The 20,698-nt window shown below is 33.0% G+C and carries 23 protein-coding genes, 2 pseudogenes and 1 other annotated feature; of the genes and pseudogenes, 12 read left to right on the top strand and 13 right to left on the bottom strand.

The window, feature by feature from the left end:
• The first annotated feature begins 21 nt into the window (after window positions 1-21).
• Window positions 22-648, top strand: a complete 627-nt coding sequence (locus tag CD116_RS05400; protein WP_047532316.1) for an NDxxF motif lipoprotein — start codon at window positions 22-24, stop codon at window positions 646-648.
• 269 nt (window positions 649-917) lie between these two features.
• Window positions 918-1,301, top strand: a complete 384-nt coding sequence (locus tag CD116_RS05395; protein WP_047548632.1) for a hypothetical protein — start codon at window positions 918-920, stop codon at window positions 1,299-1,301.
• A gap of 65 nt (window positions 1,302-1,366) precedes the next feature.
• Here the strand turns inward: CD116_RS05395 and CD116_RS05390 are convergent, their stop codons facing one another.
• Window positions 1,367-1,948 carry a histidine phosphatase family protein gene (locus CD116_RS05390; protein WP_047548635.1) on the bottom strand — a complete coding sequence of 194 codons (582 nt, stop codon included), beginning with the start codon at window positions 1,946-1,948 and terminating at the stop codon, window positions 1,367-1,369.
• A 181-nt stretch (window positions 1,949-2,129) separates the two neighbouring features.
• Between CD116_RS05390 and CD116_RS05385 the strand changes: the two genes are divergently transcribed.
• Window positions 2,130-2,315, top strand: coding sequence for a hypothetical protein (locus CD116_RS05385; protein WP_047532310.1), 186 nt, complete (start codon window positions 2,130-2,132; stop codon window positions 2,313-2,315).
• A 40-nt stretch (window positions 2,316-2,355) separates the two neighbouring features.
• On the opposite strand, the gene CD116_RS05380 is transcribed toward CD116_RS05385, so the two are convergent.
• Window positions 2,356-2,607, bottom strand: coding sequence for a GlsB/YeaQ/YmgE family stress response membrane protein (locus CD116_RS05380; RefSeq protein ID WP_047548639.1), 252 nt, complete (start codon window positions 2,605-2,607; stop codon window positions 2,356-2,358).
• A 288-nt stretch (window positions 2,608-2,895) separates the two neighbouring features.
• On the opposite strand from CD116_RS05380, the gene CD116_RS05375 reads away from it, so the two are divergent.
• Window positions 2,896-3,159, top strand: coding sequence for a hypothetical protein (locus tag CD116_RS05375; protein ID WP_047548641.1), 264 nt, complete (start codon window positions 2,896-2,898; stop codon window positions 3,157-3,159).
• A 141-nt stretch (window positions 3,160-3,300) separates the two neighbouring features.
• On the opposite strand, the gene CD116_RS05370 is transcribed toward CD116_RS05375, so the two are convergent.
• The 3 genes and pseudogenes from CD116_RS05370 to selX all read right to left on the bottom strand — a co-directional run bounded on the left by CD116_RS05370 (window position 3,301) and on the right by selX (window position 5,081).
• Window positions 3,301-3,873: a PepSY domain-containing protein gene (locus tag CD116_RS05370; RefSeq protein WP_047532306.1), complete on the bottom strand. Its 573-nt coding sequence runs from the start codon at window positions 3,871-3,873 to the stop codon at window positions 3,301-3,303.
• Window positions 3,874-4,107: 234 nt separating this feature from the next.
• Window positions 4,108-4,248: pseudogene (locus CD116_RS05365) on the bottom strand (DUF1093 domain-containing protein); the annotation flags it as partial.
• Window positions 4,249-4,469: 221 nt separating this feature from the next.
• The gene (selX, locus tag CD116_RS05360; RefSeq protein WP_047548644.1) at window positions 4,470-5,081 is read right to left on the bottom strand and encodes an enterotoxin-like toxin X; all 612 of its coding nucleotides are present in this window, start codon (window positions 5,079-5,081) and stop codon (window positions 4,470-4,472) included.
• Between the two features lie 205 nt (window positions 5,082-5,286).
• On the opposite strand from selX, the pseudogene CD116_RS13705 reads away from it, so the two are divergent.
• Both CD116_RS13705 and CD116_RS05345 read left to right on the top strand, forming a co-directional pair.
• Window positions 5,287-5,976: pseudogene (locus tag CD116_RS13705) on the top strand (tyrosine-type recombinase/integrase); the annotation flags it as partial.
• A gap of 50 nt (window positions 5,977-6,026) precedes the next feature.
• Window positions 6,027-6,965 carry an Abi family protein gene (locus CD116_RS05345; RefSeq protein ID WP_078101678.1) on the top strand — a complete coding sequence of 313 codons (939 nt, stop codon included), beginning with the start codon at window positions 6,027-6,029 and terminating at the stop codon, window positions 6,963-6,965.
• 266 nt (window positions 6,966-7,231) lie between these two features.
• Here the strand turns inward: CD116_RS05345 and rpsR are convergent, their stop codons facing one another.
• The 3 genes from rpsR to rpsF are packed head-to-tail and all read right to left on the bottom strand — an operon-like array spanning window position 7,232 to window position 8,346.
• Window positions 7,232-7,474: a 30S ribosomal protein S18 gene (rpsR, locus tag CD116_RS05340; protein ID WP_000897044.1), complete on the bottom strand. Its 243-nt coding sequence runs from the start codon at window positions 7,472-7,474 to the stop codon at window positions 7,232-7,234.
• Window positions 7,475-7,525: 51 nt separating this feature from the next.
• Complete coding sequence (gene ssb / locus CD116_RS05335; protein ID WP_000934799.1) at window positions 7,526-8,029, bottom strand: single-stranded DNA-binding protein; 504 nt, start codon at window positions 8,027-8,029, stop codon at window positions 7,526-7,528.
• A 20-nt stretch (window positions 8,030-8,049) separates the two neighbouring features.
• Entirely contained in the window at window positions 8,050-8,346 is a 297-nt protein-coding gene (rpsF, locus tag CD116_RS05330) for a 30S ribosomal protein S6 (RefSeq protein WP_001261460.1), read from the bottom strand.
• Between the two features lie 243 nt (window positions 8,347-8,589).
• Between rpsF and CD116_RS05320 the strand changes: the two genes are divergently transcribed.
• Window positions 8,590-8,781, top strand: a complete 192-nt coding sequence (locus CD116_RS05320) for a hypothetical protein (protein ID WP_047548654.1) — start codon at window positions 8,590-8,592, stop codon at window positions 8,779-8,781.
• An 85-nt stretch (window positions 8,782-8,866) separates the two neighbouring features.
• Here the strand turns inward: CD116_RS05320 and ychF are convergent, their stop codons facing one another.
• From ychF to CD116_RS05300, 4 genes are all read right to left on the bottom strand, one after another.
• Window positions 8,867-9,964 (bottom strand): redox-regulated ATPase YchF, encoded by a 1,098-nt coding sequence (gene ychF / locus CD116_RS05315; protein WP_001218732.1) that lies wholly within the window; start codon window positions 9,962-9,964, stop codon window positions 8,867-8,869.
• A gap of 11 nt (window positions 9,965-9,975) precedes the next feature.
• Complete coding sequence (locus CD116_RS05310) at window positions 9,976-10,179, bottom strand: DUF951 domain-containing protein (RefSeq protein WP_047423892.1); 204 nt, start codon at window positions 10,177-10,179, stop codon at window positions 9,976-9,978.
• A gap of 29 nt (window positions 10,180-10,208) precedes the next feature.
• Window positions 10,209-11,090, bottom strand: a complete 882-nt coding sequence (locus CD116_RS05305) for a mechanosensitive ion channel family protein (RefSeq protein WP_001077600.1) — start codon at window positions 11,088-11,090, stop codon at window positions 10,209-10,211.
• A gap of 154 nt (window positions 11,091-11,244) precedes the next feature.
• Window positions 11,245-12,090 (bottom strand): ParB/RepB/Spo0J family partition protein, encoded by an 846-nt coding sequence (locus CD116_RS05300; RefSeq protein ID WP_047532254.1) that lies wholly within the window; start codon window positions 12,088-12,090, stop codon window positions 11,245-11,247.
• Window positions 12,091-12,318: 228 nt separating this feature from the next.
• Window positions 12,319-12,688: a binding site (T-box leader), on the top strand.
• A 64-nt stretch (window positions 12,689-12,752) separates the two neighbouring features.
• On the opposite strand from CD116_RS05300, the gene CD116_RS05290 reads away from it, so the two are divergent.
• The 5 genes from CD116_RS05290 to CD116_RS05270 are packed head-to-tail and all read left to right on the top strand — an operon-like array spanning window position 12,753 to window position 19,843.
• Window positions 12,753-13,856, top strand: a complete 1,104-nt coding sequence (locus CD116_RS05290) for a PLP-dependent transferase (RefSeq protein WP_047548658.1) — start codon at window positions 12,753-12,755, stop codon at window positions 13,854-13,856.
• Window positions 13,853-15,013, top strand: a complete 1,161-nt coding sequence (gene metC / locus CD116_RS05285; protein WP_047532258.1) for a cystathionine beta-lyase MetC — start codon at window positions 13,853-13,855, stop codon at window positions 15,011-15,013. Before CD116_RS05290 ends, metC begins: the two co-directional genes overlap by 4 nt.
• Window positions 14,982-16,823 carry a bifunctional homocysteine S-methyltransferase/methylenetetrahydrofolate reductase gene (locus CD116_RS05280; protein WP_047548659.1) on the top strand — a complete coding sequence of 614 codons (1,842 nt, stop codon included), beginning with the start codon at window positions 14,982-14,984 and terminating at the stop codon, window positions 16,821-16,823. The genes metC and CD116_RS05280 overlap by 32 nt, the downstream gene beginning before the upstream one ends.
• A complete protein-coding gene (metE, locus tag CD116_RS05275) occupies window positions 16,820-19,048 on the top strand; it encodes a 5-methyltetrahydropteroyltriglutamate--homocysteine S-methyltransferase (RefSeq protein ID WP_047548661.1) in 2,229 nt (742 codons plus the stop codon). The genes CD116_RS05280 and metE overlap by 4 nt, the downstream gene beginning before the upstream one ends.
• Before the next feature lie 42 nt (window positions 19,049-19,090).
• Complete coding sequence (locus tag CD116_RS05270) at window positions 19,091-19,843, top strand: cyclase family protein (RefSeq protein WP_047548664.1); 753 nt, start codon at window positions 19,091-19,093, stop codon at window positions 19,841-19,843.
• Between the two features lie 82 nt (window positions 19,844-19,925).
• Here the strand turns inward: CD116_RS05270 and CD116_RS05265 are convergent.
• Window positions 19,926-20,698 (bottom strand): acetyl-CoA C-acyltransferase (locus CD116_RS05265; protein WP_240625086.1); only part of this gene is annotated, 773 nt, incomplete at its 5' end.

Below are 20,698 nucleotides of genomic sequence, written 5' to 3'. Positions count from 1 at the left end.
ACTAAGGAGTTATATTACATTATGAAAAAGAGATTACTACTAAGTACATTTTTAACATCGACATTAATACTTACAGGTTGCGCGTCCGATCAATCTGATAACGAAGATCATCATTCTAGTACTGGCATCCATGCACCTAAAAGCGCCAAAAAATTAGAAACAAAAGATATCTTTAGCTCAGATAAGAAAAATAGTGATATTAGCGATGCAGAGATGAAGCAAGCTATAGAAAAGTATTTGTCTGTAAATAGCGATATACTTGATAACAAATATATTATGCAACACAAACTCGACAAACAAATTGACAGTCAAACTAAAGTAACTGAAAAACAAGCAGAAACACTTAGTCACTTATCTAATTTAGCTGTTAAAAACGACTTACATTTCAAGAAATTTGTAACTGAAAATAATATCCCTAAAGAATATAAAAAGCCTGTCGGTTTAATTATGAATTATTTCAAGGCATTAAATAGCACTATCGCAAATGTCGATGAAGATATCGAAAAGCTTAATTATCAACCACAAAATAAAATCAATGTGGTCGACGTACCAACAAAATATGCTGGAGACGTTAATAAAAAGCAACAAGATAAAATTAAAGATTTCTTAAAATCTAAAGGTATCAATAGCGATGTCATCGATAAATAACGGAATGTTATCGTCCTTGCATATAACACTCCACCAAACATTAGCTACCATTGATAAAAGTTCTTCATCTTTAGGAAAATTTTATGACAAAGCATTTTAACCAAAGCCACCCTCTGCGCATCAAACAGCCTATTACTGTTTGGTGCCTTTTATTTTTATCGGTCTTAAATTCTCTAACAATGCCAAAATCACCCATTAGTTGACGCATTTGACTATATATCTAACATATTTCATACTTATATTGACTTTATAAACAAAGGATGGTCATTATGAAAGTTCGAATTACTTTTATTATTTTATCAATTTTATCAACGATTGTTTGCTTGTTTTTAGCAGCCATGCATCCAACAGGACCAAACACAATAACTTTCGAACAACCATATTTATTTACTCTCAACGTCATTATGATGATATTAGTCGCATTACCCGCACTTGTTTTAGCCATATTCGATCATATGAGTTTTAGAATTTCTTCTGCTATTTTACAATTTCTAGGGGCTATCTCTTGGTTCTTTTTGTCATTGATATTATCACTCACCCAATTTACACCTTTTACAGTAGCGTCATTTGTTACATCAATTATTTTGTTCGTAAGCGCAATTATCACATTAGCTGTTGGTAGTAAGTCTGTTAATAAGAATGATTCCCATTAAATTCCAAATACAAAAAAGGTTCTGAAGGTCGCTATAAAACACAGCTTTTCAGAACCTCTATACTTCTATTCAATGATATATGGTTTGCAATTTTCAACTTTTAAATCCACAGCTTCTTCCCGTGAAACGTTATTAAAATAAACCATTAAACAACGAATGACAACTTGATGTGCAACAATGACGATATCATCTTGTTTAGTATCTTCACTAACAACATGATTCATGAAATGTGAAACACGTTGATATACATCTTCGTAACTTTCTCCTTCAGGCGCTTTTTGAGAAAAACTATGACGAAAATCTTTAAACTTAGGATCATTAAAATATTTTTCATATTTCGGATTAACACTAACATCATCTTTATATTCACCCTCGAACACTCCTAATGAACGTTCTCTTAATAAAGGTGTTGTCGTAGATGGAATGTCATATGGAAAAATATGTTCAAATGTTTGTTGTGTTCTTAATAAGTCTGACACATATACATGCGCTATATTTTTCCCTTTAAAATACTGGCATAAATCGTCTGCACTTTCTTTGCCAGTATTCGTTAACGGCACATCTAATTGACCACAAAAATATGATCGTGAATGTTTATTATCATAATTCGACTTCGATTCTCCATGTCTAACTAAATAAATCGTCATGTTATTACTCCTCTTCTTCTAAATTCCATATTTACCATAACATTGCTAATAATCAAATGGAAATGATGTTTCTCAATATTTTTCTAATAATATTAAATTAATTTGCTTTTAAAATAAATAATAATGAAAATAGTATTGTCTTTAATCAAATGATGTGTTACTATATGGGTGTAGTTCTTAAATGACTACACAGTCTTTTATATTCATGAACATAATACTCCTGGATGGCGCAACCCAACGTCATCCTTTTTTATTTCCAAAATTCCCTCATATCAATTTATTACTTTTTAATCCTATCTCTCCTACATTTTCAAATATTATAATACATATCAAACGTTTTCACGCAAATAAAAAAGATGACAACTGAATGCCATCTTTATATCAATTCAACTTACTTGAATATTTTATTATTTACGCATAGCTCTTAAAATTAACGTTACAATTGCGATAAAGATAATTGAACCAATTAACGCTGGTAAGATGTAAATGCTTCCTAGTTCAGGACCCCAATGTCCGAATAATTTTCCACCTACCCATGATCCAATAATACCAGCAAGAATATTTCCTAAAATACCACCTGGGATATCTTTACCCATAATACCACCAGCAGCCCATCCAATTAAGCCACCGACAATTAACATTCCAATAAATCCAAACATAATTCTCAGTCTCCTTTTTCTATATATTTGCGTTATTCTAAGTAGTACCCTTTATTCACCTTTCTAAAACAAATCCAAATTATTTTTCTCCAAATATTTTTCAAAGTTATAATTGAATATTAATTTTATTCAATGTAGCTATCGCTATCCTCTTTTGCATTTAGCTACATTAAAAAGTTAAATATTTCTACCAAATTCATAACTTGATTATTTCAACTTATAGGACTAGAATATACACATATTATTAGCATCTTTGATACTAATTCTTAGAAATGAGGTTAAATAACGATGAATATGCATATTTTATATAACTTACGAACTAAACATAATTTAGAAATTGATGAATTAGCACAACAATTAAATGAGAAATATGGTACTAAATACGAAGCACATCAAATTTGGGAATGGGAAAATCATCACCATGAACCTAAATTTAAAGATGCCATGCACTTATCTGACTTTTTTGATGCACCATATGAAATGTTTTTAGAAAGTAAAGTTAAAGAATATCAAAAACATTTAGAAGAAGTCGATATTCGCATGGATAAATAAATATTAACATTAACAAACCCTCACAATATGTATGCTATATTTCCTTTTATATTAAACAGGATATATGCATTGTATTGTGAGGGTATTTTATTAATTATTATGAATTAAGACTTTTTGCGGTCGTGCTTGTAATGAAACATTTTAATGTTCTTGTTCACTCTTTAATACTTTACCGTTTTTAGCATCAACAGTAACTTCTTGCTTTTTATTACCTTTTTTCAAATCGATGTTGTAAACAAGTTTTCCATCATCTTTTTCAAGTGACCATTCTTTAATATCACCATCAAATTCTTTTTGTCCTTCTTTAATAGCTTTTTTGTAATCTACGGCATCACTATATTTAAAGTTATCATTTTCATTTACTGTATCTTCTTTTTCAGTCTTTTTATTAATTACTTTTTGGTTTTTATCAGCAATAAGTACTTCTGATTCTTCACCTGATTTTTGTTGTGTCACTTTATAAGCCCATTCACCATTGGAATTTTCAAATGAAATTCCTTTCAACTTTTGACCTTTATATATTTCTTCTGCTTTTTTCACAGCTTCCTCTGGGCTTGTCTTAACATCTTTTAATGCAATTACATCTTTTGTTGTATTAGTGTCTTGATTAGTGTTTGACTCTGTCGACTTTGTTTCATCTTTTGGAGTATCATTACCACATGCCGTAAGTACCACCGCTGACATAGATAACACTGCTAATGATTTTAATTTCATAATATCACTCTCTCTTCCTATTTTTTTGAAACTTTTAACAAAAGCTTAAATGCTATATAGAATGTATTACCCCTTGCCTTTAATTCTATTCATAATTATTACAAATATTTTTAAATTAATCGTCATGCGTTACTTTCGTTCGTACTCATTTTTAAAAAGAGCCTTGCTATATACTATATAAGCACACTATTGTTGACTCAATTTGTCTAATGCTTTTTTAGATACTTGCCCCTTTTAAACTTCTTCAAAGACTTCTACATGATGACCTTTATGTATAATTTTCAAGCATCTATTCGGTTTAATATCAAATGTAGCAGTATACATTAATTGTGTTTCTTTCCCTTCTTTATTAAAAGTACTATAATTATAACTCCGGAATAGATTTTAAGGTAAATGTATTGATTAATAGCGCATATATGGCTCTTTAATATAAAAATAAAGACGAATTATTTTTGTAGGTTTCGACATAAACATCAATAAGTAATTTTCTATATCCTCGCTTTAGGGGTCATAACAAAGAAAGCTAGGCATCTTTAGTTACCTAACTTCCAAAGTTTTATCGATAAAACACTTTATATACTAAATTCAACTTAATTTTAAATTGGCTCAATGTCATTAATACTTTTCACAAGAGCGAAAGTAACATTTTTCACATCAGCTGTATTAATCTTTACATTTTCTCTATCTTTTTGTAACTCTTTATGCGATTCTAATGTATATTTACCGCCATCTTTTGTATTTATGACGATGTTACCTTTAGGCAAATGTTCTCCCATATATAAGCCATAAGAAATATGAGCAAATCTTATGATATGATCCAATTCTTTTAAAGTGACAACTTCTTTATTAAGAGTAATATTCCTCTTAGGTGTATACACTCTGCCAGCAACTGTGTAAGTCCCTTCTAAATGTATGCGAACTTGATTTTCATTTAAAGGTCTCTCTGAATAAACCCAATTCCTAGATTTATTAGATTTTCCGTTTATTGTATTTTTGCTGTATCTATCGTAAAGTTTTTTAACCAAAGCTTTTTCCGAATTATTTGGTACTTCTTCAACTTTTTGGAATTGTTTATCTTGTACACTTGAGGAATTTTGTGTTGACGCGTCTGCTTTTGGATATATTCCAAATGTTCCCCCATAGATGATACCTAGCGATAGAATAGATTTTAATACGATTGAATTTTTTGAGTCATATTTTTTGAACATATTTAATTACCTCCTTGATGTAAAGCTTTATTTGCTACAATTATAAAAATAATAGACGTGTTCATGAATTAAATTCATCTTAACTCTTGATTAACTTTAATTTGCTACCACTCTGAATTTAATAACTATAAATCGTCTACACATAATTGGACTAAATCTAAGAGAATAGAATTTGTTAATTTAAAATAGTAAGCAATTCAAAGTTATATGTGTAATAGATAAAATAGATATCCCTATAGTGATGCGTTACTAGCTAAACGTAATAACACTTTAGAAGATAATGAAGATAAGGAGTTACTGGATTGTTTCGACTATGTAATTAAGTATAAAAATATCCAACGAGAAAACGTAATTATAAAATGGTAAAAGCTATGGTACAGTTTCAAATTGCTAATAGCATGCGTATCGGTGAGCTATTTGCAATAAAGAAAGAACATATAAACTATGAAGATAAAACGCTAGATATCGATGGTACAATTAATTGGATAACTGATTAAAAATGGAAGCATCTGGAGTAAAAGTGACAACTGAAAGAAGTAATAGCTATAAGGCCATAGGGCTCACTACCCAAAGCATCGACTTACTAAGAACACTTATGCTTGGAATGATAAGTTTATTGATAGAGAGTACATATTCACAAATACGGCTGGTAGCCCTATCGACTCGAACAAAATTAGCCACATTATTAAAGGGGGGGCGCTGATATTAGTCCTATTAAGAAACCTATAACAACGCAAACATTACATCATTCGCATATATCTACACTTGCTCAATTAGGAATTAACTTAAAAGCAATGCAAGAGCATGTAGGTCATTCAGATTATAAAAAAATCTAGAGATATACACACATGTTACTAATCAGATGGCGAAAGATATGATGAATAAATTTGAATGATTGGGGAGTTAATATTGGAAAAAGATGATACACTAGCAGAAATTAAGCCTATGCTCAATTTTGATGAGCAAATAGCGAAATTAAAACAGATGAATATATTTTTTAATATTATTGACACCGAAAAAGCAAATGAAATTCTTAGAAAAAATAATTACTTCTTCAAACTAGCTTATTTCCGAAAAAATTTCGAAAAAAAGAATGGCGGCTATTTCATAGAATTTGCTTATTTATCAGATTTAGCAACTATAGATATGAAATTAAGATACACAATGTTGCATTTAACTTTAGATATTGAACATAGTTTAAAGTGTCTAGTCTTAAAACTAATAACAGAAAATAACCAAGAAGATGGTTATAAAATAATAGATGAGTTCTTATGTATTGATAAATCATATAACAATTCAAATTTTGACACAAATTCAAGAACACCAGAAGAAGTTATGGAAACCAAAATCAAAAATAAAAACGAAATATTCAAGCATATGAATAAAAGAGGGCAACTACCCGTAAAGTTGAATAAATACTATCAAAATCCACCCGCATGGGTTTGCATTGAATTCATGCAACTAGGTCAATTCGTTTCGTTTCTCAACTTCTATTACAAGAAGTACAATGACGAAGAATTGAGAGTTGCTAATATTTTAATGCCTTTAGTTAAAAATATAAGAAACAAATCAGCTCATAACCAACCCATCATAGCAAATCTAAATTATGACAGTAGATCTCCTCAATATTTATTTGAAAAAGGGAATAATATAGGCATATCTAGAAACATGTTCGGAATAAAAAATTTCATAGATACTTTCGCTACGCTAGAATTACATAATCAAGTTTGTAGTAATGCAATTATCCAAGCAAGATATCACGATTTGGACCAACTTCAAAAGCGATATAAAAGAAACGAAAGCTATTATAATAATGCATTAGCTATCAAAAGATTTTTTATAGCTTTAGATAAAATTATTGACTTCAACAGACCAAAAGTATAAACTATCTAGTGAGGAAAGAGACTTATAGGTCTCGCGAGTTATTTTAATTCGTATGCAAGAAAAAGAAGAGCTATGCATTTTATTTAAAATGCGTAGTTCTTTTTTTATGAATCTAAATTCATATTATTTTTGCAATATAAACATATCTTTGTGCAAATCCAGAACACAAAACATTCACATCATCCTTTTTGCCCTTTTTCTATATCCCAAAGCATAAAAAATCCCCCATAAGCCTATGCTTACGGGGTTTTATAATAAATTAAATATTATTGTTCTTCTTTAACATATGGTAATAATGCCATATGACGAGAACGTTTGATAGCTGTAGTCAACATACGTTGATATTTAGCTGAAGTACCAGTTACACGACGTGGTAAAATTTTACCGCGTTCTGAGATAAAACGTTTTAATAATTCAGTGTCTTTGTAGTCGATATGTGTAATACCATTTGCTGTGAAATAGCATACTTTTTTACGACGACGTCCGCCTCTTCTTGGTCCACCTGCCATGATTGTGTGCCTCCTTTGATAATTTTTTCGCTTTAATTTCGTTAATTTTTATTAGAATGGTAAGTCATCATCACTTATATCAATCGGTCCGTTTGCATTTGCAAATGGATTATCAGATTGTTTCGTGTTTGATGAATTATTGTACGAATTGTTTTGTCCTGATTGTTGACCACCGAATCCTTGACCGTAATCTTGGAATTCATTTTGTTGACGTTGGCCACCATTTTGTTGTGCATTTTTAGGTTCAAGGAATTGAACGCTATCACACACAACTTCAGTAACAAACACACGACGACCTTCTTGATTTTCATAATTACGGGATTGTAAGCGACCATCTACACCAGCTAAACTACCTTTAGACAAATAGTTATTTACATTATCTGCTTGTCTTCTAAAAACAACACAGTTAATAAAATCTGCTTCGCGCTCCCCTTGAGCATTCGTGAACGTACGATTTACTGCAAGAGTGAATGTCGCTACACTCACACCTGAGGGAGTGGTTCTGTATTCCGGATCTTTCGTTAAACGACCTACTAATACAACTCTATTTAGCATTTAAACGCCCCCTCTAATTATTACTTGTCTTCGTCTTCACGAATAACCATGTAACGAATGATATCGTCACTGATTTTAGCTAGACGTTGGAATTCGTCAGTAGCTTTGTTGTTATCAGATTTAACACGTACGATGTTGTAGAAGCCATCTTTGAAATCATTGATTTCATAAGCTAGGCGACGTTTACCCCAGTCTTTTGCTTCTAAAACTTCTGCACCTTCAGTAGCTAAGATACCGTTGAAACGTTCAACTAACGCTTTTTTAGCATCTTCCTCAATGTTTGGGCGTACGATGTACATAACTTCATATGTTCTCATTTTATATTTGCACCTCCTTGTGGTCTATACGGCTTATCAATCTTAAAACAGATAAGCAAGGAATAATTTTCATTACTCACAATAAAGAATTATATCATGTGCCATTACTTTTTACAATAATAATTCAAACTACTCTTCATATCATTTTTGACATTAATACATTTGAAATTTTCTATGCTATTTTAAAAAATACACTTCACAAAATCGAACACATGTTCTATAATGGTTGTGAGGTGGTAAGGAATGAATTTAAATATTGATTGGTCTAAAGACTTTCAAGAATTCCAAGAGATACTTAGTAGTGGCATTCATCCTGAATGGCTTTATTGTGCAAAAGCAAATCTTGTTTTAGAGCCCGCTTATACCGGCGAAGGTAAACAATTTTTCAGCACTCAAGATATTATTAACGCGAGTAAAATTATTCCATTCTTTTAATAAATCATAAATAAAATTAAAAGAGGCGAATGATTAATTCCGCCTCTTTTGTCTATCCAATATTTAACTAACTTCACTATATCATTTATACATTAAATCTGAAATGAACGATATCGCCATCTTGCATAATATATTCTTTACCTTCTAATCGTTGTCTGCCCGCTTCTTTAGCGCCACTTTCGCCACCATATTGTACATAGTCATCATAACTTGTTACTTCGGCACGGATAAATCCACGTTCAAAATCAGTATGAATGATACCAGCACATTGAGGTGCAGTCATACCTTGTTTAAATGTCCAAGCACGTACTTCTTGCACACCAGCAGTAAAATATGTTGATAATCCTAATAATTCATAAGTTGTTCTAATTAATCGATCTAATCCTGGTTCTTCGATACCTAAATCTTCTAAGAACATTTCTTTATCTTCATCATCTAATGTAGCAATTTCTTCTTCAATTTTTGCACTAATTACGATTACTTCTGAATCTTCTTGTGCTGCATATTCACGAATTGCTTTTACTTTGTCATTATCGTCATCACCAATCTCATCTTCACCAACATTAGCGATATAAAGCATTTTTTTAGAAGTCAGTAATTGTGCTTGATTCACCCATTTTTGATCTTCTTCATTAAAGTCAATACTACGAGCGGGTTTACCATTTTCTAAAGCTTCTTTAATAGTTGTTAAAATGCGCACTTCCATTTCAGCAGTCTTATCTTTTTGACGTGCCAATTTTTCAATTCTAGGCAAGCGTTTCTCAACCGATTCTAAGTCCGCAAGTACTAATTCCATATTAATAACTTCGATATCATCAATCGGATCAACTCGACCAGCTACATGTGTTACATTATCATCGTCAAAAGCACGAACAACCTGACAAATTGCATCTACTTCTCTAATATGTGATAAGAATTTATTACCTAAACCTTCACCTTTAGAGGCACCTTTAACAATCCCGGCAATATCTGTAAATTCAAATGTAGTGGGTAATGTTTTTTTAGGTTGAACCATTTCTTCTAATTTAAGTAGTCTTGCATCTGGCACTTCTACAATACCTACGTTTGGGTCTATAGTTGCGAATGGATAGTTTGCTGCCAAGGCACCCGCCTTTGTAATTGCATTAAATAATGTTGATTTACCAACGTTGGGTAAGCCAACGATACCTGCTGTTAAAGCCATGAATCATTCTCCTATCTTTGTGTATCATCTTGAGATACGATGATTTTCCTTAGTTTTTTATCAAACGTTTGACGTGGAATCATGATGCTTCGTTGACAATTTTCACACTTAATTCTAATGTCAGCACCCATTCTAATAATTTTAAAACGATTGGTTCCACACGCATGTTGTTTTTTCATTTCTACTATATCATTTATTCCATATTTTGACGCCATTAAATATGACCTCCATGTATTATAAACTACTAAACACCGTTTTCACTATGATTAAAAGGTGTCATTATTGGTTGTGGTGTCTTAATACCTTCTTGTAAAAACATTTTTTGTACTTCTTTACGAATAATACGTGCACCAGAGAAACCTTCACCTGGTATTGTTTCTGCTGAAACCCTTAATATTACTCTAGTATCTTCAAAGGCATCAATACCAATCACAACAGGATCACTTACAAATAAATAATATTTACTACGCAGAGATGTAAATAATTTATTTAATTTCTTCTCGACATTATCAATATTTTCATCTACAGATACTGGAATTTTAACAATTGCTGTTCCATTCGTAATTGAATAATTCGTTATTTCACCCATACTACTATTTGGCAAGATTGTAAGTTCTCCAGATATTGTATTAATGCGTGTTGAACGAAGTCCTATTGATTTAACCGTTCCTTCTGCCACAGTTGTACCACCGTTGTTTATTTTAACATAATCACCTACATCAAATTGGCTTTCAAATATAATAAAAAATCCAGTAATAACGTCTTTAACAATGGTTTGAGCTCCAAAACCTACTGCTAAACCTACGACACCAGCACTTGCAATAACACCTTCAACGCTAATGCCAAATTTACTTAAAATCGTAGTAATAACTATAAACCAAACGATATACTTCACTACATTTTGAACAAGTGATATTAAAGTTTTAGAGCGCTTTTTGTTACTCTTCTTACTTTTATTTTGAATCTTAAATCCCTGTTCAATCATTTTATTCAGTATTTTAATCACTATAAGTGCTACGATAATATAAATAACAATCATAGCGATTTTAGTTGCAATATTTTCATATGTTTCTATTTTCGTTAATGGCTCAAATAGAGATGAAATAATATTCATGACTTGATTCATGATAAGCGTTACTCCCTTCTATATAGTATTAAATAATTTTATTAATATTATTGCATTCTTCCAACCTACTGAAGTCGCATCATCTTCAAAAAGATGTACGTACGTATTGATATATCGACAGATTCGCAAAGAGTTATTATATAAAATTGTGTAACTATTTTCCATACTTACGATTTAATTGTTCGATTAGCCTCACAAAGTCATCTTGTGAATCAAACTCAAATGAGATTTTGCCGATTGATTTTTTTATCGATATATCTACTTTTGCGCCATACTGTTCTCGCAATTGTCGTTCTTGTTGCTTTATAAATTTAGGCTTAGTTATATCTACTTTGTCTTTTTGAGACTTTGACGAAACATTTTTTAATTCATTAACATGGTTTTCTAAATATCTAACACTCCACTTTTCTTTAACAACCCGTTTCGCTAACCTAAGCATTTGTTGTTCATCTTTAATAGCCAACAACGTACGTCCATGTGCACTTGTCAGTCGCCCGTCTTTTACCATGTCAGCAATCTTTTTCGGCAAGTGTAATAATCTCAACATATTCGCTATATACGGGCGCGACTTACTCAATCGCTTCGCTACTTCTTGTTGTGTAATTTTCAAATCTGTCATCAAACGTTGATAACTTTCAGCTTCTTCAATCGCATTTAAATCCTCACGTTGTAAATTTTCGATGACCGCCAGTTCCATCATATCTTCATCTGTTAAATCTTTGATAATCGCTGATACATATTTGAGACCAGCAATTTTCGAAGCTCTAAACCTTCTCTCACCAACTACAATGTAATAACCTTGAACTGTTTTTCTTAACACAATTGGTTGCAAAATTCCATATTGCTTAATCGAATCTGCCAAATCATTTAAATGGTTTTCATCGAAAGTTTTTCTAGGCTGATAAGGATTCGGTTTGATATCCGAGATATCTATTTGTTGAATTTGTTCATCTTTTGTTTTAGTAATACGTTGATCTTCACTTTTTGACAATTCACTCACATCACTTTTTATTTGATAACAACAGTTAAATATATTTTATGTATTCTAAATGAGTCAGACAACCATTAATCACACTTTATTTAAAAAATAATTCATTTTTCAACTCCAAGATATGAATTACAATTTCACAAACAAATTAACTTTTAAATCAAAATTTTCTGAATAATTGTTGACAAATCTTTTTTTCCTCTGTAAGCTAATTAATATCTTATAACAGTTTAATGAAACTTAAACACAATAAAGAGGAAAGTAAAACACACCCTGCTTATACAGAGAGTCTTTAGTAGCTGAGAGAAGATTTTGAAAGCGTGTTTGAAAATGGCCTTGGAGTGTTGATGCCAATATGAGGTGTCTACGGGTTCGCCCGTTATAGCGATACAGTATTAACATTGATGTTAAATGGCGTACTGGATTCTTTACGCACGATTTTTTGTTAATAAGTATGGGATATCATATTACTATATCCTAACTTAACGACTTTAATTGTGATAATTGTTCAGTAAGCATATTTACTTTTAATGCGTACTGAATAAGGTTATTTCAGCGATGGAATAATAAATAAAGGTGGTACCGCGAAACATTAGCTTTCGTCCTTTTTATCCGATTCATTCGGGTACGAAGGACGGAAGCTTTTTTATTTTATCTTACAGGAGGGTCTTAATATGAAGGATACACAGCTAGCCCAAATCACATTAACTGATGATTCAACCGGTGCTATAGCGAATCCAATCCATTTATCTACTGCCTACAAACATCCAAAACTAGGACAATCGACAGGATTTGATTATACACGTACTAAAAATCCTACACGCTCAACATTTGAAACCTGTTTTGCCAAGCTTGAGCATGGTATTGCATCATTCGCTACATCAAGTGGAATGTCAGCCATTCAATTAATATGTAATCTATTTAAACCTCATGATGAAATTTTAGTTTCATTCGATTTATATGGTGGCACATTTAGATTGTTTGAATTTTACGAGCAACAATACGATATCAAATTTAAGTACGTTGATTTTACAGATTATGAGCAAGTTGAAAAAGAAATCACTGATAAAACAGTTGCATTATTCATTGAACCAATATCTAACCCACAAATGATTGCTATTGATGTAAAGCCGTACTATCAACTTTGTAAAGCTAAAGGCTTATTGTCAATTATCGACAATACTTTTTTAACACCTTATCTTTCAACACCATTAGCAGAAGGTGCTGATATAGTCTTACATTCAGCTACGAAATATATTGGTGGACATAACGATGTACTAGCAGGTGTCGTAACCGTCAAAGATGAATCACTCGCGCAACAGTTGTTTGATTTTCACAACATGACTGGCGCAACACTTTCACCAATAGATAGTTATTTGTTGTTACGTGGACTTAAAACTTTGCATTTACGCATTGAGCGGGCACAATCAAACGCAAAAAAACTTGCTAAAAAATGTCAGTCACTTCAAGCAATTGACGAAGTACTATACAGCGGGCAAACTGGCATGCTTAGTTTAAGACTTAACAAGGCCTATAGCGTCGCTAAATTATTAGAAAATTTAGATATTTGTATTTTTGCAGAAAGTTTAGGAGGCACTGAAACATTAGTAACCTTCCCCTACACACAAACACATGTTGATATGCCAGATGCTGAAAAAGATAAACGTGGCATTGATGAGTATTTAATCCGCTTATCACTAGGCGTTGAAAATTATGAAGACATCGAACGCGATATCATCCAAGCATTAGATAAAGCTCAGATTGGAGAGATTGTATGACACTTTCAAAAGAGACAGAAGTGATATTCGATTGGCGTAGAGGTGTGGAATATCATTCAGCTAACCCACCACTCTATGATTCTTCAACATTCCATCAAACAAGTCTTGGTGGCGATGTTAAATATGATTATGCACGAAGTGGCAATCCTAACCGTGAACTTTTAGAAGAGAAGTTAGCACGATTAGAACAGGGAAAATTCGCTTTTGCTTTTGCATCAGGTATTGCTGCTATTTCATCAGTACTTTTGACTTTCAAATCTGGTGATCATGTCATCTTACCTGATGATGTATATGGCGGTACTTTTCGCCTCACTGAGCAAATTTTGAATCGTTTTAATATTGAATTTACAACCGTAGATACTACCAAGCTCGAACAAATCGTGGGTGCCATTCAATCAAACACAAAATTAATTTATATCGAAACACCATCGAATCCCTGTTTTAAAATTACTGATATCAAAGCTGTTTCTAAAATAGCCGAAAAGCATGAACTACTGGTAGCTGTGGACAACACATTTATGACACCGTTAGGTCAATCACCTTTATTACTTGGCGCTGATATTGTCATTCATAGTGCTACAAAATTTTTAAGTGGACATAGCGATTTAATTGCTGGTGCTGTCATTACTAATAATGAGGCAATTAGTGAAGCTCTTTATTTAATACAAAATGGTACAGGCAATATGTTATCTGCTCAAGATAGCTGGACACTTGCTAAACATTTAAAAACATTTCCAATCAGATTTAAACAATCTGTCGAAAACGCTCAAAAAATCGTGTCATTTTTAATAAAGCAAGATGAAATTTCAGAAGTTTATTATCCGGGACTTACTGCTGATCATTTAGAACAAGCTAAAAATGGCGGTGCCGTTATTGGCTTTCGTTTAGCTGATGAGTCTAAAGCACAACAATTTGTCGATGCACTGACATTACCACTCGTTTCAGTGAGTCTGGGCGGTGTTGAAACGATACTTTCACATCCAGCAACGATGTCACATGCTGCACTACCTGAAGAAGTGAGACAAGAACGTGGTATCACTTTCGGTCTATTCCGATTAAGTGTTGGTCTCGAAGATCCTGATGAACTCATTGCAGACATCAAATACGCATTAAAGGAGGCATTCAATGAGTCAATTCCTCACACAATTGAAAGATAATGTTTTAGTAGCTGATGGCGCTATTGGAACCATTTTATACTCTGAAGGTTTAGACACCTGTCCAGAAGCATATAACCTTAGCCATCCAGATAAAGTTGAACGTATTCATCGTTCATATATCGAAGCTGGTGCTGATGTCATTCAAACCAATACTTATGGTGCAAATTTTGAAAAGTTAAAACGATTCGGTCTCGAAGATAAAGTTAAAGCAATACATCAAGCCGCCGTTCGCATCGCAAAAAAAGCAGCAAATAAAGATACGTATATATTAGGCACAGTTGGTGGGTTTAGAGGTATCAAACAAGAGGATATCAGCTTACAAACTATTCTTTATCATACTGAAATTCAAATAGACACCTTAATTGAAGAAGGCGTTGACGCGCTACTTTTCGAAACATATTACGACCTAGAAGAGCTAACAAATGTCATTTCACGAACGAGAAAGAAATACGACATTCCAATCATTGCTCAATTAACAGCTTCAAACACAAATTACTTAGTTAATGGTCAGGCAATCAATGAAGGATTAAAACAACTCGTTCAATGTGGTGCAAACATCGTGGGACTCAATTGTCATCATGGCCCACACCATATGCAAGAGTCTTTCTCACATATTGAATTACCAGAGCACGCATACTTATCTTGTTATCCAAATGCCAGCTTATTAGACATTGAAAATAGTGAATTTAAGTATAGTGACAATGCACAATATTTCGGTCAAGTTGCTCAAAATCTAATTCGCGAAGGTGTTCGTTTAATTGGTGGTTGCTGTGGTACAACGCCTGAGCACATCAAATTTATTAAAGAATCTATTCAGACACTTAAACCTGTTAATGACAAAAAAGTGATTCCGATACCAACGAAAGCACTTTTCAATCCATCTCAAAATAAAGTTAGACAATCATTAACATCTAAGGTTCAAGAACGTCCAACCGTTATTATCGAATTGGATACACCAAAACATTTAGACACGGATAGATTTTTTGAAAATATCGCTAAACTTGATAAAGCTAATGTAGATGCCGTAACACTAGCCGACAATTCATTAGCGACTGTCCGAATTAGTAACATCGCTGCTGCTAGCTTAATTAAGCAATATTACAATATCGAACCGCTCGTACATATTACATGTCGAGATCGAAACTTAATCGGCTTGCAGTCCCATCTACTTGGATTATCACTTATTGGCGTTAACGAAATATTGGCCATAACTGGTGATCCTTCAAAAGTTGGTCACTTACCAGGTGCAACAAATGTTTATGATGTTAATTCTAAAGGATTAACTGAACTCGCTCTAAGATTTAATCAAGGTATTAATACTGACGGTGATGCGCTGAAGAAACGTACACACTTCAACATCGCTGGCGCCTTTAATCCTAATGTTCGAAAATTAGATGGCGCCGTAAAACGACTAGAGAAAAAGATAGAAAGCGGAATGTCTTATTTTATAACGCAACCCGTGTACAGCAAAGAGAAAATCATTGAAATTTACCATGCCACTAAGCACTTGAACAAACCATTTTTCATAGGCATTATGCCTATCGCAAGTTACAAAAACGCACTCTTTTTGCATAATGAAGTGCCAGGCATCAAGATGTCAGATGAAATTTTACAACAATTTGAAGCAGTTAAAGATGATAAAGCCAAAACACGAGAACTAAGTCTTAAGCTTTCAAAGGATTTAATCGATACTGTTCATGAATATTTTAATGGTTTATACATTATCACACCGTTTCAAAATGTCGAAGATTCATTAGAACTTGCAGCATACTCAAAATCTATTACTGCTCACAAGGAGGCAATATTATGACAACAATTAAAACATCAAACTTAGGATTCCCAAGATTAGGTAGAAAAAGAGAATGGAAAAAAGCCATCGAAAGTTATTGGGCGAAGAAGATTTCTAAAGAAGAATTAGATCAAACATTAACTGATCTACATAAAGAAAATTTATTATTACAAAAGTACTATCATTTAGATAGCATCCCAGTTGGTGATTTCTCTTTGTATGACCATATTCTAGATACGTCATTATTATTCAACATCATCCCAGAACGTTTCCAAGGTAGAACTATCGATGATGATTTATTATTTGATATTGCTCGCGGTAATAAAGACCATGTTGCAAGTGCACTTATAAAATGGTTTAACACTAACTATCATTACATCGTACCTGAATGGAACAATGTTGAGCCTAAAGTGAGTCGCAACGTATTATTAGATCGCTTTAAATATGCCCAATCTTTAAACGTTAACGCTCACCCTGTCATTGTTGGTCCGATTACTTTTGTTAAAGTATCAAAAGGCGGTCACCAAACTTTTGAAGAAAAAGTTAAAACGTTATTACCACTTTATAAAGAAGTGTTTGAATCATTAATTGATGCAGGTGCTGAGTACATTCAAGTTGATGAGCCAATCTTAGTTACAGATGACAGTGAAAGCTATGAAAATATTACACGTGAAGCTTATGACTATTTTGAAAAAGCTGGTATTGCTAAAAAATTAGTCATACAAACATACTTCGAACGTGCACATCTTAAATTCTTAAGTTCTTTACCTGTTGGTGGTTTAGGTTTAGATTTTGTCCATGATAATGGCTATAACCTTAAACAAATTGAAGCAGGAGATTTTGATAAATCAAAAACATTATACGCTGGAATTATTGATGGTCGTAATGTATGGGCAAGTGACATTGAAGTTAAAAAAGTCTTAATCGATAAATTGTTAGCACACACTAATGAGCTTGTCATTCAACCATCATCTTCATTATTACATGTTCCAGTATCTTTAGATGATGAAACATTAGATACAAGTGTTGGCGAAGGCTTAAGCTTTGCAACTGAAAAATTAGACGAATTAGATGCATTGCGTCGCCTATTTAATCAAAACGATAGTGTTAAATATGATAAATTAAAAGCACGTTATGCGCGTTTCCAAAATCAATCATTCAAAAACTTAGATTATGATTTCGAAAGCGTGCGTACTTCAAGACAATCACCATTCGCGCAACGTATTGAACAACAACAAAAACGTTTGAACTTACCGGATTTACCAACAACAACGATTGGATCATTCCCACAAAGCCGAGAAGTTCGAAAATACCGTGCAGATTGGAAAAACAAACGCATTACAGACGAAGCATATGAAACATTCTTAAAAAATGAAATTGCTCGATGGATTAAAATTCAAGAAGATATAGGTTTAGATGTATTAGTTCATGGCGAATTTGAACGTAATGACATGGTTGAGTTCTTTGGAGAAAAATTACAAGGCTTCTTAGTGACTAAATTCGGTTGGGTGCAATCATATGGTTCACGTGCCGTAAAACCACCAATCATTTATGGTGATGTAAAATGGACAGCGCCTTTAACTGTTGATGAAACAGTTTATGCACAAAGCTTAACAGATAAACCAGTTAAAGGTATGTTAACTGGACCTGTAACAATTCTAAACTGGTCATTTGAACGTGTTGATTTACCACGTAAAGTTGTTCAAGATCAAATTGCTTTAGCAATCAACGAAGAAGTATTAGCACTTGAAGCTGCAGGAATCAAAGTTATCCAAGTTGACGAACCTGCATTACGTGAAGGTTTACCATTACGCTCTGAATATCACGAACAATATCTTAAGGATGCTGTATTATCATTTAAACTTGCAACGTCTTCAGTTCGTGATGAAACTCAAATCCATACACATATGTGTTATTCTCAATTCGGTCAAATCATTCATGCTATTCATGATTTAGATGCTGATGTTATTTCAATTGAAACATCTCGTAGCCATGGTGATTTAATTAAAGACTTTGAAGATATTAATTATGATTTAGGTATTGGTCTAGGTGTATATGATATTCATAGTCCACGTATTCCAACAAAAGAAGAAATTACTACAGCAATCAATCGTTCACTACAACAAATCGACCGCTCATTATTCTGGGTAAACCCTGACTGTGGTTTGAAAACAAGAAAAGAAGAAGAAGTCAAAGATGCATTGACTGTACTTGTTAATGCCGTTAGAGCTAAACGCCAAGAATAATCGCAGCATTTATCATATAATAAACTAAAAACGGGTGATTTTATGACACAATATCCTTTATGGCAACAATTAAATACTTTAAAACAAGCAACTTGGGTTGATTTAACGCATACATTTGATCCAGAAATACCACGTTTTAGTGAGTTTGAAAAAGGCGAAGTTTCAACTTTATTCACGGTTAAAGATCATGGTTTCTATGTGCAACGTTGGAATATTGTAACGCAATATGGTACTCACATTGATGCACCAATTCACTTTGTCGAGAATAAACGTTATTTAGAAGACATTGATTTAAAAGAATTGGTATTGCCGTTAATTGTATTAGACTTTTCAACAGAAGTAGTGAATAACAATGATTTCATCGTAACACGTGCGCATATAGAAGCATGGGAAAAAGAGCATGGTACTATTGAACCTGGCACTTTTGTTGCACTTCGTACCGATTGGTCAAAACGTTGGCCTAATATTGAAACGTTTGAAAACAAAGATGCAAACGGACAACAACATGCACCGGGTTGGGGATTAGATGCTTTGAAGTACTTAATTGAAGAACGCCGTGTTGAAGCTATTGGTCATGAAACATTCGATACCGATGCATCTGTGGACGTTGTAAAAAATGGTGATTTAGTTGGCGAACGTTATATTCTTGGTCAGGATAAATACCAAGTCGAGTTATTAACTAATTTAGATCAATTACCAACTCGTGGCGCCATCATTTACGCTATCAGCCCTAAACCAAAAGATGCACCTGGGTTCCCTGTTAGAGCATTTGCAATTAAACCATCAAATGACTAATATTACCCAATAAATCCATAAACAAATAAAAACAGGTTATGCCAACATGTAATCAATACTGTTGTGATAACCTGTTTTCTTATTATTTATATTTTGATACAACTGCAGCGATAGCTTGACCGCCACCAATACACAATGATGTTAAACCAGTTTCAACTTCATCATTCAGTTGATGCAATAATGTCACTAAAACTCTAGCACCAGATGCACCAATAGGGTGTCCTAATGCAATAGCGCCACCTTTAACATTCACCTTTTCAGGAGGTAATTTTAATTCGCGATCTACAGCTAATGATTGTGCTGCAAATGCTTCATTTAATTCAAATACATCAATATCGCTTAATTCTTTTTTACTACGTTTCAAAGCCTTTTCAACAGCGCCAACTGGTGCAATGCCCATAATAGAAGGATCTACACCATGACTTCCAAAGCCATCAAGCACTGCCAATGGTTCGATATTTAATTCTTTAGCTTTGTCTTCTGACATGACTAACATCATCGCAGCACCATCATTGATTCCTGAGGCATTACCTGCTGTAACTGTACCGTCTTTTTTGAAAGCTGGTCTTAAGCGACTTAATTTTTCAACTGATACATTTTCACGTACACCTTCATCCTTAGTGACAACGATTGGTTCACCTTTACGTTGAGGAATCGATACTGGAACTATTTCACTATCAAATTCACCATTTTGCTGTGCACGTACTGCTTTTTGTTGTGAGTTTACAGCAAATGTATCTTGTTCTTCTCTTGAAATACCATATTGCTCTACTAAATTTTCAGCAGTAATACCCATATGATATTGATTAAATACATCTGTTAAACCATCATATACCATGCTATCAACCATTGATT

The sequence above is a fragment of the Staphylococcus schweitzeri genome, assembly GCF_002902405.1.
Lineage (GTDB): Bacteria > Bacillota > Bacilli > Staphylococcales > Staphylococcaceae > Staphylococcus > Staphylococcus schweitzeri.
The sequence above is the reverse complement of the archived record's forward strand: the minus strand, read 5'-3'. Positions and strand labels throughout refer to the sequence as shown.